The organism is Microbacterium sp. CH-015 (assembly GCF_049707015.1).
Taxonomy (GTDB): Bacteria; Actinomycetota; Actinomycetes; order Actinomycetales; family Microbacteriaceae; genus Microbacterium; species Microbacterium aurum.
In genome coordinates this window covers 17,335-31,057 of the sequence record NZ_JBNAFJ010000005.1, presented here as the reverse complement: position 1 = coordinate 31,057, position 13,723 = coordinate 17,335, and the positions used below count along the sequence as shown (strand labels likewise).

13 protein-coding genes and 1 tRNA gene are annotated in these 13,723 nt (G+C 71.2%); 9 read left to right on the top strand and 5 right to left on the bottom strand.

The window, feature by feature from the left end:
* The first annotated feature begins 103 nt into the window (after positions 1-103).
* The 4 genes from ACPYN4_RS09215 to ACPYN4_RS09200 all read left to right on the top strand — a co-directional run bounded on the left by ACPYN4_RS09215 (position 104) and on the right by ACPYN4_RS09200 (position 5,284).
* On the top strand, positions 104-1,363 hold the full coding sequence (locus tag ACPYN4_RS09215) for a sugar ABC transporter substrate-binding protein (RefSeq protein ID WP_239279576.1): 1,260 nt from the start codon (positions 104-106) through the stop codon (positions 1,361-1,363).
* A gap of 5 nt (positions 1,364-1,368) precedes the next feature.
* The gene (locus ACPYN4_RS09210; protein WP_287269260.1) at positions 1,369-2,487 is read left to right on the top strand and encodes a carbohydrate ABC transporter permease; all 1,119 of its coding nucleotides are present in this window, start codon (positions 1,369-1,371) and stop codon (positions 2,485-2,487) included.
* A 116-nt stretch (positions 2,488-2,603) separates the two neighbouring features.
* A complete protein-coding gene (locus ACPYN4_RS09205) occupies positions 2,604-3,395 on the top strand; it encodes a carbohydrate ABC transporter permease (RefSeq protein WP_239279633.1) in 792 nt (263 codons plus the stop codon).
* Positions 3,392-5,284, top strand: coding sequence for a glycogen debranching N-terminal domain-containing protein (locus ACPYN4_RS09200; RefSeq protein ID WP_424446205.1), 1,893 nt, complete (start codon positions 3,392-3,394; stop codon positions 5,282-5,284). The genes ACPYN4_RS09205 and ACPYN4_RS09200 overlap by 4 nt, the downstream gene beginning before the upstream one ends.
* 10 nt (positions 5,285-5,294) lie before the next feature.
* On the opposite strand, the gene ACPYN4_RS09195 is transcribed toward ACPYN4_RS09200, so the two are convergent.
* Positions 5,295-5,771, bottom strand: a complete 477-nt coding sequence (locus ACPYN4_RS09195) for a YbaK/EbsC family protein (RefSeq protein WP_239279573.1) — start codon at positions 5,769-5,771, stop codon at positions 5,295-5,297.
* A gap of 265 nt (positions 5,772-6,036) precedes the next feature.
* On the opposite strand from ACPYN4_RS09195, the gene ACPYN4_RS09190 reads away from it, so the two are divergent.
* Both ACPYN4_RS09190 and ACPYN4_RS09185 read left to right on the top strand, forming a co-directional pair.
* Positions 6,037-7,110 (top strand): Glu/Leu/Phe/Val dehydrogenase family protein, encoded by a 1,074-nt coding sequence (locus tag ACPYN4_RS09190; protein WP_239279572.1) that lies wholly within the window; start codon positions 6,037-6,039, stop codon positions 7,108-7,110.
* Between the two features lie 134 nt (positions 7,111-7,244).
* Positions 7,245-8,870: an AMP-binding protein gene (locus ACPYN4_RS09185; RefSeq protein WP_424446204.1), complete on the top strand. Its 1,626-nt coding sequence runs from the start codon at positions 7,245-7,247 to the stop codon at positions 8,868-8,870.
* A gap of 51 nt (positions 8,871-8,921) precedes the next feature.
* On the opposite strand, the gene ACPYN4_RS09180 is transcribed toward ACPYN4_RS09185, so the two are convergent.
* From ACPYN4_RS09180 to galU, 4 genes are all read right to left on the bottom strand, one after another.
* Positions 8,922-8,994 (bottom strand) — tRNA-Ala (locus tag ACPYN4_RS09180).
* A gap of 609 nt (positions 8,995-9,603) precedes the next feature.
* Positions 9,604-10,527 (bottom strand): large exoprotein, encoded by a 924-nt coding sequence (locus ACPYN4_RS09175; protein ID WP_239279570.1) that lies wholly within the window; start codon positions 10,525-10,527, stop codon positions 9,604-9,606.
* Positions 10,528-10,641: 114 nt separating this feature from the next.
* A complete protein-coding gene (locus tag ACPYN4_RS09170) occupies positions 10,642-11,274 on the bottom strand; it encodes a GNAT family N-acetyltransferase (protein WP_424446203.1) in 633 nt (210 codons plus the stop codon).
* A gap of 34 nt (positions 11,275-11,308) precedes the next feature.
* Entirely contained in the window at positions 11,309-12,187 is an 879-nt protein-coding gene (galU, locus tag ACPYN4_RS09165) for a UTP--glucose-1-phosphate uridylyltransferase GalU (RefSeq protein WP_424446202.1), read from the bottom strand.
* 78 nt (positions 12,188-12,265) lie between these two features.
* On the opposite strand from galU, the gene ACPYN4_RS09160 reads away from it, so the two are divergent.
* Genes ACPYN4_RS09160 through mscL form a run of 3 tightly spaced genes read left to right on the top strand, consistent with a single transcriptional unit; the run spans position 12,266 to position 13,622 of the window.
* Positions 12,266-12,862, top strand: coding sequence for a 5-formyltetrahydrofolate cyclo-ligase (locus ACPYN4_RS09160; RefSeq protein WP_424446201.1), 597 nt, complete (start codon positions 12,266-12,268; stop codon positions 12,860-12,862).
* Positions 12,863-12,886: 24 nt separating this feature from the next.
* The gene (locus tag ACPYN4_RS09155) at positions 12,887-13,168 is read left to right on the top strand and encodes an FmdB family zinc ribbon protein (protein WP_424446200.1); all 282 of its coding nucleotides are present in this window, start codon (positions 12,887-12,889) and stop codon (positions 13,166-13,168) included.
* 31 nt (positions 13,169-13,199) lie between these two features.
* Complete coding sequence (gene mscL, locus ACPYN4_RS09150; RefSeq protein WP_424446199.1) at positions 13,200-13,622, top strand: large conductance mechanosensitive channel protein MscL; 423 nt, start codon at positions 13,200-13,202, stop codon at positions 13,620-13,622.
* Positions 13,623-13,723 lie beyond the last annotated feature (101 nt).

Sequence of the window (13,723 nt, the reverse complement as noted above, 5' to 3'; positions counted from 1 at the left end):
CGGGTTTGAACGATCAAGACCGGGACGGAGACGGCACCACGCCGGCCACCGAGAGAGCGCCGCGACGCACCGCGGCGCGGCCACCGTGATCGAAGGAGATGCGATGAAGCGACACACAGCACGCACGCTGCTCGCTGCGGGAGGACTGGCGATCGCCACGACACTCGCACTGACAGCCTGCGGCCAGGGGTTCAACGACACGAGCCCGAGCGGCTCCGGCGACGCCGGCGAGCTCACCTCGTCGGACAAGGCCCTGACCGTCATGATCGGGTCGAGCGGGGATGCCGAGACGAAGGCCGTCCAGGACGCCGTCGCGGCCTGGTCGAAGGAGTCGGGCGTCGACGCGAGCGTCGTCGCGGCGACCGACCTCGCCCAGCAGCTCTCGCAGGGCTTCGCGGCGGGCTCGCCGCCGGACCTGTTCTACCTCGGCTCGGACCAGCTCGCCGGGTACGCCGAGAACGGGTCGCTGAAGGCCTACGGCGACCTGCTGTCGAACAAGGACGACTTCTACCCCTCGCTCGTGAAGAACTTCACCTACGACGGCTCGTTCTACTGCGCCCCGAAGGACTTCTCGACGCTGCAGCTCGTCATCAACGAGAACCTGTGGACGGCCGCCGGGCTGACGGATGCCGACGTCCCGACCACCTGGGACCAGCTCGCGGATGTCGCGGCCAAGCTCACCTCCGGCACCACGAAGGGCCTCGTCTTCGGCGGCGAGTACGCCCGCCTGGGCGCCTTCATGGCGCAGGCCGGCGGCCGCCTCGTCTCTGAGGACGGCACGAAGGCCGAGGCGAACAGCGACGCGAACGTCGAGGCGCTGACCTACGTGCAGCAGCACCTGCAGGACGGCACCTTCGCCTACGCGTCCGACGTGGGCGCCGGATGGGGCGGTGAGGCGTTCGGCAAGCAGCTGGGCGCCATGACGATCGAAGGCAACTGGATCACCGGCGCTCTCGGCGACTACCCCGACGTCACGGCCAAGGTCGTCGAGCTGCCCGCCGGCCCCGCCGGCAAGGGCACGCTGCAGTTCACGAACTGCTGGGGCATGGCCGCCGACAGCCCGAACCAGAAGGCCGCGCTCGACCTCGTGCAGTACCTCACGACGGCCGACCAGCAGCTGGCCTTCTCGAAGGCGTTCGGCCCGATGCCGTCGGTGCAGTCCGCTGCCGACCAGTGGAAGAGCGACAACCCCGAACTCGTGCCGTTCCTCACCGGCGCCGACTACGCGCAGGGCGTTCCCACCAACAAGGGCGCGGCCGATGTCATCACCGACTTCAACGCCCAGCTGGAGTCGCTGAAGACCGGGGATGTGAAGGCGATCCTCGATTCGGTCCAGACCAACCTCGAGGCCGTCGTCGGCTGATCACCATGTCCGCCACCGTCGCCTCGGCCGCGACGCCGTCCGCACCGTCCTCTCCCAGGCGCCCCCGCTCCGGCGGGGTGCGCCGGGGGGAGGCCGGCGCGGGCTGGCTGTTCGTCTCGCCCGTGATCCTCATCCTCGGCACGTTCCTGCTGGTCCCGGTGCTGATGGCCCTCTGGGTCAGCTTCTCGGACTGGGGCGGCCGGGGCAGCCCTCTCTCGCCCTCGGTCAACTTCGTGGGGCTCGACAACTACGCCACCATCACCACCGGCGGCGGCCTGCAGACCCGCGACTTCGGCACCGCGCTGCGCAACAACGCCTGGTACGTGCTGCTGGTCGTCCCGCTGCAGACGATCCTGTCGCTGTTCCTCGCCGTGCTCGTCAGCCGCCGCATCCTCCGCGGGCGCGGCTTCTTCCGCACCGCGTTCTACTTCCCCTCGGTGACGAGCTCCGTGGCCATCACGGTGCTGTGGCTGTTCCTGTTCTCCTTCGCCGGACCCGTCAACCAGATCCTGGCGTGGTTCGGGATGAACGGCCCCAACTGGTTCAACGACCCCCGCGGTCTCGTGCAGATCCTGCTCGGCAAGCTCGGCGTGACCTCCGCGCCGGCGGGCCTGCAGGGGACGTTCCTCGGCATCACATGGTGGGACTGGCTGGCCGGCCCGTCGGTCGCCATGTTCGCGCTCATCATCATGGCGGTGTTCACCACGAGCGGCACCTTCATGCTGCTGTTCGTCGCGGCCCTGCAGAACGTCGGGTACGAACTGACCGAGGCGGGCATGATGGACGGCGCGAACGGGTGGCAGCGGTTCTGGCACATCACCCTCCCCCAGCTGCGCCCGACGCTGTTCACCGTCATCACGCTGGGCCTCATCGGATGCTGGCAGGTGTTCGACCAGATCTACACCGGCACGCAGGGTGGCCCTGCCAAGACGACGATGACGCCCGCGTACTTGTCGTACACCGCCGCATTCCAGAACCAGAACTGGGGCATCGGCGCGGCGATCGCCTTCATCCTGTTCCTCATCATCATCGTCTTCACGCTCTTCCAGCGCTGGGTGCTGCGCGACCGGCCGGTCTCGCGTCGCCGGATCCGCGCGTACCAGCCGAAGGGAGTCCGGTCGTGAGCGCGACGACGGCACTGACCGAGGTCGAGGTGCAGGCGCAGCCGCCGGTGCAGATCCCGCACCGCCACAAGCGCCTGACCCCCGGCAGCATCGGCGGTCAGGTTCTGCTGTACGGGATGCTGGTGCTGCTCGCCCTCATCTACATCTACCCGTTCCTCGTGCAGGTGGCGACGTCGTTCAAGACCGAGCAGGAGGCGGCATCCGACCCCATCTCGCTCATCCCGCAGACCTTCACGACGGCAGCGTATGAGCGGCTCTTCCTGCACAGCGACTTCCCGCTGTGGTTCGCGAACTCGGCGATCGTGACGATCTGCGTGACCCTCGGCCGGGTGTTCTTCGTGTCGCTGGCCGGCTACGCCCTCGCGCGCCTGAACTTCCGCGGCCGCGGCGTCGTGTTCGGCCTCGTCGTCGGCGTCATGGCGGTGCCGACGGTCGTGCTGCTCATCCCGAAGTTCCTCGTCCTGAACCAGCTCGGCCTCTACGACTCGTACGCCGGCATGATCCTCCCGCTCCTCGTCGACGCGGCGGGCGTGTTCATCATGAAGAACTTCTTCGAGTCGATCCCCGGCTCCGTCGAGGAGCAGGCGCGCATCGACGGCGCCGGCACCTTCCGGGTGTTCTGGTCGATCGTGCTGCCCATGGCGCGACCGGCCCTGATCACGATCGTGATCCTGTCGTTCCAGGGCTCGTGGAACGAGCTCAGCCACTTCATCGTGGCGACCCAGTCCCCCGAACTGACGGTGCTCACCAAGGGCGTCGCCTCGCTCGCCTCGGGCCAGCTCAGTCAGGGCACCCAGTATCCGCTGAAGCTCGCCGCCGCCGCGATCATGACGATCCCGGTCGCGGTGCTGTTCTTCATCTTCCAGCGGCGGATCATGAACACCAGTGAAGGAGCAGTGAAGGGATGACGGCGGGACTGCAGCCGTTCCTGGCCGATCGCGTCGTGGCGCTGTCGGCCCCGACTCAGGCCTGGTCGGCCGACGACGGCGACATGGGCGCGGCGCCGATCGACGGCATCTACCACGGCGACACCCGGTTCGTCCGGACCCTGCGGGTGGACTACGCCGGCGCCTCGGGCGCCTTCGCGGCGCCCGAGCACGTCGCGACGGCGATCGTCGACGCGGGCACGGTGCGCTTCGACGCGCTGCTGCGCGGCGTCGACGACGCGTTCCCCGACCCGAAGGTGCGGCTCGTGCGCGAGCGACGGGTCGCCGACGGCGTCGCGACGGAGACGCTCACCGTGCACGCCCACCTGACCGAGCCGGTGCGCCTGCGGCTGCGCGCGCGGATCGGCTGGGATCTCTCGCCGCTGCAGGAGGTGAAGGCCGGGTCGGCCGGCGCCACGGCAGCGGATGCCGAGACCACGGCATCCGGCCTCGTCGTGCACGGCGGCGGCGCACACCTGACCGTCACCGCCCCGGGAGCCGACGTCAGCGTCGCGGCCGCCGAGGCGACGCTGACATGGGACCTCGAGGTCCCGGCGCACGGGACCGCGACGGCGGAATGGTCCGCGCGCCTGGCCGACGCCGGGCTCGTGGTCCGTGCGGCCGCGACGCCCGCGCCGTGGCCGGCGCCGACATCCGCCACGGGCGCCGACCCGCGCCTGCAGCGCTGGCTCGGCCGCGCGCTCGACGACTTGGCGGCCCTGCGGCTCGCCCTGCCCGATCACCCCGGCGACGAGTTCTTCGCCGCCGGTACGCCGTGGTTCTTCACGCTGTTCGGCCGGGACTCGCTGTGGGCCGCGCGGCTGCTGCTCCCCCTGGACAGCACGATGGCGGCATCCACCCTGCGTGTGCTCGCGCGTCTGCAGGGAACGCGGACCGACCCGGCGACGGCGGAGCAGCCCGGCAAGATCATGCACGAGCTGCGTGCGGGGACTCTCGCGATGCCCGGCGAGGGCATCGTGCTGCCACCGCTGTACTACGGCACGGTCGACGCGACCCCGCTCTGGGTGTCGCTGCTCGCCGATACCGCCGCGGCCGGGATGCCCGAGGCCGAGGTGCGCGCGCTGCTGCCGGTCCTGGAGGCCGCCCTGGAGTGGATCACTGCCAGCGCCGGCGACGACGGCTTCCTCGACTATGTCGACGAGACCGGGCACGGGCTGTCGAACCAGGGGTGGAAGGATTCCGGCGACTCGATCCAGTGGCGCGACGGCTCGCTCGCCGCGGGTCCGATCGCGCTGTGCGAGGTGCAGGGCTATGCCTACGAGGCGGCGATCGGCGGGGCGGACCTGCTCGATCGGTTCGGCCGGCCCGGCGCCGAGCGCCTGCGCGCATGGGCGGCGGGCCTGAAGCAGCGGTTCGCCGAGCGGTTCTGGGTCACGACGCCCGAGGGCCGCTACCCCGCCATCGCGCTCGACCGCGACGGCCGGGCGGTCGACACGCTGACGACGAACGCGGGGCACCTGCTGGGCACCGGCATCCTCTCGCCCGAGGAGGAAGCCGAGGTGGCGCGGCTTCTGACCGGGGCCTCGATGTCGTCCGGCTTCGGACTGCGGACACTGTCGACGGATGCCGGTGGCTACTGGCCGCTGAGCTACCACGGCGGCAGCGTGTGGACCCACGACACCGCGATCGTCGCGCGGGGCATGGCCCGCGCCGGACTCGCCTCGCCCGCGCGGGAGGTCGTCGCCGGCATGCTCGCCGCAGCGGAGGCGTTCGACTACCGCGTGCCCGAGCTGCACGCCGGCGACGCGGCGACCGATCTGCCGCGTCCCGCGCCCTACCCGGCGGCGTGCCGCCCGCAGGCGTGGTCGGCCGCAGCCGCCGTGACGGCGTGGGACATCCTGAGGGCGTGATCGAGACCGGTCAGTCGACCTTCAGCACCGTGCCGCCGGTGAGGCGCACGAGGTCGTCGAAGGTCAGCGGGAAGACCGTGTGGGGCGTGCCGCCGGCCGCCCAGATCTCCGGGTAGGCCGCCAGCGCCTCGTCAACGACGGTGGTGAGGGGCGCGGGGTGGCCGGTCGGCGCGACGCCGCCGATCGCCTGCCCCGTCGCCTCGCGCACCTGTTCGGGCGTCGCGCGCTGGATCTTCCCGCGGCCGAGGCGCTCGGCGAGCGCGGCCGTGTCGACGCGATGCGCGCCGCTGGTCATGACGAGCAGCGGCGCGCCGTCGGAGAAGAACACGAGGCTGTTGGCGATCGCCCCCACCTCCACCCCCAGGGCGGCCGCGGCCAGCGGGGCGGTGGAGGCGGCATCCGGCAGCACGACGATCTCGCCGCCGATGCCCGCCGCGCGCAGCGCGTCGTGGACCAGGCGGCTGCGGGGCGGCAGATTCTCGGTCATTGTGCCACCGTATCGCCCGAACCGCGTCTCAAAAGCAGGCTGGATCGTCCTTCCGGGGCCCGGGCGGCGGCCGGCGGGTCGATCCAGCCTGCTTTTCGCACGCGACGGCCGCCAGCCGGCCCTGCCGCGACGGCCCGACCCCGCCGCCGCGGCCGCCAGCCCGACCCCGCCACCGCGGCCGTCGAGTGGCAGAATGGGTGACGGATGCCGCAACGCCGCGGCACCCGCAGAGCACAGCCCACAAGGCCAGCCGAAAGAGGATGCGATGACGCACACCCTGCCCCTGCCCGATTTCACCCACGAGCGCGTGGAGGTGACCACGGGCCCGCGCAGCGGCCTGGTCATCACCGTCGCCCTCCACTCCTCGGTGCTCGGCTCCGCCCTGGGCGGCGCCCGCATGTGGACGTACCCGCATTGGAGCGACGCCGTCGGCGACGCCCTGCGCCTGTCCGCCGCGATGACCCTGAAGAACGCCGCCGCGGGTCTGGATGCTGGGGGCGGCAAGTCGGTCATCTGTCTCCCGCCGGGCACCACCCTCGACGCCGAACGGCGACGTGCGGCCTACCTCGACCTCGGCGACGCCGTCGAGCGGTTCGACGGCGCGTACCGCACGGCCGAAGACGTCGGCTCGACGACGGACGACATGCTCGTCGTCAGCGAGCGCACCGCGCACGTCGTGGGCCTGCCCGACGCCGTCGGCGGGTCCGGCGAACCGGCCGGTCCGACCAGTCTCGGCGTGTACGAGTCGCTGCGCGCGACCCTCGCCGAATCCACCGGCTCGCCGGACGTCGCCGGCCGGCGCATCACCGTGTCGGGGCTCGGTCAGGTCGGCAGCCGCCTCGCCGTGCGCCTGTCGGCGGAGGGCGCCGTGCTCACCGTCACCGACGTCAACCCGGCCAAGCGCGATCTCGCCGCCGAGCTCGGCGCCCGCTGGGTCGAGCCGGGCACCGAGCACCTCGTCGAGGCGGACGTGTTCGTGCCGGCCGGCATCGGCGGCGTGCTCGACGACGACGTCATCGACGCGCTGGCCGCCCGCGCCGTGTGCGGACCGGCGAACAACCCGCTCGCGGAGCGGTCCGGCGCCGACCGGCTCGCCGCCCGCGGCATCCTGTACGCGCCGGACTTCGTGGTGAACGCCGGCGGGGTCGTGTACCTCGACCTGGAGGCCAAGCATCTCGGCACGCGGGCCGAGATCATGGACCGTGTCGCCGGCATCGGCGACACCCTGCGGGACATCTTCGCGGCCGCCGCCGCGCGCGGCATCACCCCGCTCGCCGCCGCCGAGGAGCGCGCGGCCGAGCGTCTCAGCGCCGGGCAGCTGGCGGGCGCGTCGGCCTGAGACCCGGGGCGAGCCCGACACCCGGCGCGGCACGCGGTTCCGCGATGTGTGGAACCGCGTCCGCGCCGGATGGCATGATGTAGCCACCCGGCAGCGTCGCCGGGTCCGCGCACCGCCGTCGAAGGAGACCGCCCGTGTTCACCAGCCCCTTCCCCGATGTCGAGATCCCCGAACTCAGCATCTACGACGATCTGTTCGGCGATCTCAGCGCCGAGGACAGCGCCCGCGTCGCGCTGATCGATCCGGGGACGGGCGCCGAAACGACGTACGGCGCTCTCAAGGCGCAGATCGACGCGTTCGCCGGGGCGCTGGCGGCCCGGGGCGTGACCACCGACACGGTGCTGGGGGTGCTGTGCCCGAACGTCCCCGCCTTCGCGACGGTGTTCCACGGCATCCTCCGCGCCGGCGCGACCGTCACGACGATCAACTCGCTGTACACGCCGGGCGAGATCCAGAAGCAGCTGACGGATGCCGGGGCCACCTGGCTCGTCACGGTGAGTCCCCTGCTGCCGCAGGCGGAGGCCGCGGCGGATGCCGTCGGCATCCCCGCCGAGCGGCTCATCGTCCTCGACGGCGCCCCCTCTTCAGAAACAGGGGGCCACCCGAACCTGCGCGAGCTGCTGACCGAGGGGCGGCCGGCCCCCGAGGTGAGCTTCGACCCCGCGACCCACGTCGCGGTGCTCCCGTACTCGTCCGGCACCACCGGCATCCCGAAGGGGGTCATGCTGAGCCACCGCAATCTGGTCGCGAACGTGGCGCAGTGCCGCGTCGGCATCGATCTCCGCCCGACCGACCGCGTGCTCGCGGTGCTGCCGTTCTTCCACATCTACGGCATGACGGTGCTGCTGAACCTGGCACTGAAGCAGCGCGCGACGCTCGTCACCATGCCCCGGTTCGACCTGGTGGAGTTCCTCACGATCATCCAGAAGTTCGGGTGCACGTACCTGTACATCGCGCCGCCGATCGCCGTCGCCCTGGCCAAGCACCCCATCGTCGACCAGTTCGACATCTCGACGGTGCACACCGTCTTCTCCGGCGCGGCGCCGCTCGACGGAGAGACCGCCGAACTCGCCGGGCGTCGCATCGGCGCGCGCATGATGCAGGGCTACGGCATGAGCGAGCTCAGCCCGGTCTCCCACGCCATGCCGTACCAGCGCGACGACATCCCGGTCAGCTCCGTCGGGGTGACACTCCCCAACATCGTCTGCAAGCTCGTCGACACCGAGACGGGCGAAGAGATCACCGAGTTCGGCGAGGACGGCCAGACCCACCCGGGCGAGCTGTGGGTGAAGGGGCCGAACGTCATGCTCGGATACCTGAACAAGCCGGAGGCGACGGCTGAGACGCTCGATGCCGACGGGTTCCTCCACACCGGCGACGTCGCCGTCGCCCACGAGGGCGGCTACTTCTCGATCGTCGACCGCGTCAAGGAGCTCATCAAGTACCACGGCTACCAGATCGCCCCCGCCGAGCTCGAGGCGCTGCTGCTGGGGCACCCGAAGGTGATGGATGCCGCGGTCATCGGCGTCCTCGACGACGACAAGCAGGAGATCCCGAAGGCGTTCATCGTGCCGGCGCCAGACTCCGGGCTCACCGAGGAGGAGGTCATGGCGTTCGTCGCCGAGAACGTCGCCCCGCACAAGAAGGTGCGCCGGGTGGAGTTCATCGACGCGATCCCGAAGTCCTCCTCGGGCAAGATCCTGCGAAAGGACCTCCGCGCCCGCGAGAGCGCCGCCTCAGGCTCAAGGAAAGCGGTGTGACGTCCGCCCCCCAAACATGAAACCCCCCGCGCGAGCGGGGGGTTTCTTCGGTGGACCTGAGGGGATTCGAACCCCTGACCTCCTCGATGCGAACGAGGCGCGCTACCAACTGCGCCACAGGCCCGTGAACCTCAGTTAGGTTATCACGCGCGATGCGGTGCTCTGGACGGCCGGCAGTGCCGCAGGGCGCGAGACAAGGGTGGTGACCTTTGCGACCCCTCCCCTGCTCCGCAACGTCCGCCCCTGGGGCGACGCCCCCGTCGACCTGTCCTACGGCGGCGAGGGCGGCACCGAGGGGCACATCCGGCACGAGCGTGCCCGGCGCGACGAGATCGGGATGCCATCGGCGCAGATCACCCGCAACGTGCTCGAGCAGCTCGTCGCGCACGGCACGACCGCGGTGCGCACGCACGTCGACGTCGACCTCGGACTCGGGCTGCGCGGCATCGAGGCGGTTCGCGAGGCGGCCGCGGACTACGACGGCGCACTCACGATGCAGATCGTCGCGTTTCCGCAGGACGGCGTGCTGCGCCGCCCCGGCGTGCTCGAGTTGCTGGGCGACGCCGCCCGCGCCGGCGTTGAGCACATCGGCGGGCTCGATCCCGCGACGATCGATCGCGACCCGGTCGTCCAGATCGACGCGATCCTGAGCTGGTCATCGCGGGCGGGCGCGTCCTCGTCGGCTGACACCCCGGGCGATCGCAGGCCGAGCTCCCCGCGTGTCAGGCGGGTGTCACTGTCCGCTCGCGCGCCGCTCCAGCAGACGCCGCACGTGCTCCTCGATCGCCTCGTCGCCCGCGCCGGGGCCGCCGGCGAACTCGACATCGCGGCGCGCGGCGCGCGCGGCGACGATCGACGGCGGACGCTGCGCTTCGGCCCGCGCGCGCATGGCCTCCTCGAGGGCGGCGCGGCGCAGCGCCTCCCGCGCGTCCGCCTCGTCGAGCACGCTCGCGGCGCGCGATCCCGCGGATGCGGTGAGCGGGCGGGGAAGCTCTCGGGGCGTCCACGCGACGCGATCGGAGGCGAGGGAGACATCCTGCAGGTCGGCCGCGACGCGGACGGTCGCGGGCGCCGCGACGCGTACCTCGCTGTGGCGACGCACGACCGACATCCGCTGCAGCAGCACGACGCAGGTGGCAAGCGCAGCCAGGGCCGTCCACAGCAGCACCGGTGAGCCGCTGGTGGCCACCTCGACGCCGCCCCACCCGGCGAGCGCGAGGGCCGCGACGGCGACGATCGTGGTGACCAGCCGGGCACGGCGCCGCGCCCCGGCGCGGCGAAGGGCGGGGCTGGCCTTCGCGGCGCGGGCCTCGGCCGCCGCGCGCTCACGGGCGGCGGCCGCTTCGGCCTTCGCCTGCAGCTTCGCCACCGCCAGTTCGGCGCGGACGCGCTCGAGCTCGGCCTGTTCCCGCTCGGACTGCGCCTGACGGGCCAGCCGCTGTTGGGCGAGGGCGGTGCGGGCGTTGAGTTCGAGCCGCACCTCCTGCGGCGTCTCGCTCGTCTCGGCGAGCACGCGCAGGGCCTGGTTCAGCCGCACGGCGTTGCGCTCGGCGGCGTAGTACTGATGGCGACCGTGCCACGACGGCAGCAGATAGACCAGCCAGAGCACGACGGCGACGAGGACGACCACGCCGCCGCCGAGAACCTGTCCACCCATGGGCTCCACGGTAGGGCCGCCGCCCGCCTCAGCCCGGCATGCGCCCCGCGTGTCTGAGGTTCATGTTCACGTTGAAGGTTCTGGCGGCGCCGTGACGTGGATCGGATGCCGGTGTCAACCGATCCGGTCGGACTGCGGAATGTCCGCGGCATGCGCCGGCGCGCGGCCCGACACCCATCGCTGCAGCACGCCCTCGGGGACCTCTTCACGCACGAGCGCGAACGCGTAGTGGTCGCGCCAGTCCCCCGCGATATGGATGAATCGGCGCCGCAGCCCCTCGTAGCGGAACCCGAGCTTCGCGACGACGCGGAGGCTCGCGCTGTTCTCCGGCCGGATGCAGATCTCCATGCGGTGCAGCCCCATCTCGCGGAAGCACACGTCGGTCGCCAGCGCCACCGACGTCGGGGTGATGCCGCGCCCGGCGAAGCGTTCGCTGACCCAGTATCCGATCGTCGCCGACGACAGCGAGCCGCGGGCGATGCCCCACACGTTCAGCTGACCGGCGATCTCGCCGTCGTACTCCATGACGAATGGCACCCCGCCCCCGTCGCGGTACTGCTGCAGCAGCCGCCGGACGCCGACGCGCATGTCGAACGACACCGGCCCGTCAGGACTCGTCGCCTCCCACGGGCGGAGCCAGCCGCGGTTGCTCAGCAGCTCGGACTGCAGGATGCGCGCGTCGCGCTGCTTCACGAGCCGGATCGCCACCGACCCGTGCTGGCGCGGCGCGGTCAGGTCCACCGGCATCCCTTCCTGCGGTGCATGTCCGCGCCGTGCGACGTCACAGCTGCGCCGCGAAGTCCTTCAGCCACGGCCGCAGCGCGGGGCCGAGGTCGTCGCGGTCGCTCGCCAGCTGGACGATGGCCTTGATGTAGTCGACCTTGTCACCGGTGTCGTAGCGGCGGCCGCGGAACACGACGCCGAGCACCCCGTCGGTGACGGCGAGTTCCTGCAGCGCGTCGGTCAGCTGGATCTCGCCGCCCTTGCCCGGCTCGGTCCGCTCGAGGATGTCGAACACGCGCGGCGTGAGCACGTAGCGGCCGATGACGGCGTAGTTCGACGGCGCGTCCTCCTTCTTCGGCTTTTCGACCAGCCCCGTGACGCGGACGACGTCGGGGTCGTCGGTCTCCTCGACCGAGGCGACGCCGTACAGATGGATGTGGTCGGGATTGACCTCCATGAGCGCGACGACGGTGAGGCCGGAGGCCGCGTTCTCGGCGATCATCTTGGTCAGCAGCGGGTCGCGCTCGTCCATGAGGTCATCGCCCAGCAGGACGGCGAACGTCGAATCGCCGACGTGGTGCTTCGCGCGCAGCACGGCATGACCGAGACCCTTGGGCTCGCCCTGGCGGACGAAGTGGATGTCGGCGAGCTCAGAGGATGCCTGGACGTGACGCAGCTTCTCCAGGTCGCCCTTGTGCGCGAGGGTCGACTCGAGCTCGGGCACGGAGTCGAAGTGGTTCGAGATCGTGTTCTTGTTGCGCCCCAGGATGATGAGGATGTCCTCGATCCCGGCGGCGACCGCCTCTTCGACCACGTACTGGATCGCCGGCTTGTCGACGACCGGCAGCATCTCCTTCGGCATCGCCTTCGTCGCGGGCAGGAAGCGCGTGCCGAGACCGGCGGCCGGAATGACGGCCTTGATGGGGGTGGAAGCCATGTCGCCACACTACCGGCCGGGTCACCCCCTCGCCCACCGCCGCGACGCGGGGCGCGACACGCCGCCTACAATCGGACCATGACCGACGGGATCGCCGACGCCAAGCGCGCGCTGCGCGCCGAGCTTCGCGAACGCCGCCAGCAGCGCTCCGACGCGGCGCGCACCGCCGCCGCCGAGGGGGTCAAAGCCCAGCTCGACGCGCTCGTCGCGAGTGTCGGCGCCCGGTCGATCTCGTGCTTCCTGTCGGCTCCGACCGAGCCCGGGACGCACGAGTTCGTCGCCGACGCGGTGCGCCGCGGCATCCGGGTCCTGCTTCCGGTCACCCGGGCCGACGGTCTCCTCGACTGGGTCGTCGCCGACCCGGACGGCGACATCGCCGAGGGGCTGTTCGGCATGCCGGAGCCGGTCGGCGAGGTCCTGAGTCCGCTGGCCGTTAACGACGTCGATCTGCTGATCGTCCCCGCCGCCGCCGTCGATGCCACCGGCATGCGACTCGGGTGGGGACGCGGCTACTTCGACAAGACCCTCGGCTCCATGGAGCACTGCCCGCCGGTGTACGCCGTCGTCTTCGACTCGGAGCTCGTCGACGAGGTGCCCCGCGATCTCCAGGACCAGCCGGTCACCGGCGTCGTGACACCCACCCGAACCGTCGTGCTCGCCCCGCATCGACGCTGACCCGCAAGAAACACCCGAGGAGACATGCCCACCTACGCCTATGCCTGCACGCAGTGCGGCCACCGCTTCGACGCCGTCCAGTCCTTCTCCGACGCCGCCCTCACCGAATGCCCCGAGTGCGGCGGACCCGTTCGCAAGCAGTACGGGTCGGTGGGCGTGACGTTCAACGGCTCCGGCTTCTACCGCACCGACTCGCGTGCCGGCGGGACGGGCGGCAAGAAGGATGCCGCGGGTGGCGCCTCGACGCCGAGTCCGGCATCATCGAAATCTGAGGCGAAGACCTCACCCGCGCCGTCGGGCTCGTAGTCCGGCCACAGCCGGAGACAGGAGACGCACCGTGATCAAGGGCTTCAAAGACTTCATCATGCGCGGCAACGTCATCGATCTCGCCGTCGCCGTCGTCATCGGCGCCGCCTTCACCGCTGTGGTGAACGCGATCGTGTCGTCGATCATCACGCCGCTTATCGAGGTGTTCTGGAAGCCGGACGACAACGGCGTTCCCGGCATCCCGGTTCCCGCGGTCTGGGGCGGGACGGTCACTTTCCCGATCGGGGACTTGATCAGCGCGATCATCAGCTTCCTCGCTGTGGCGATCGTGGTGTATTTCGTGTTCGTCTATCCGATGAACCTGTGGAAGGAGCGCCAGGCCGCCAAGGCCGGTGTCTCCGAGGATGCCGAGGAGAAGCTCCCCACGGAGCAGGAACTGCTCATCCAGATCCGCGACCTCCTCGAGCGCAACGCCTCCCCCACCGATCGCTGAGCGCCCCGCATCGGTCGTTGAGCGAGCGAGGAACGAGCGAGACGAAACGCCCCACGCCGTTCCTCCCCACCGGTCGATGAGCGAGCGAGGAAAGAGCGAGA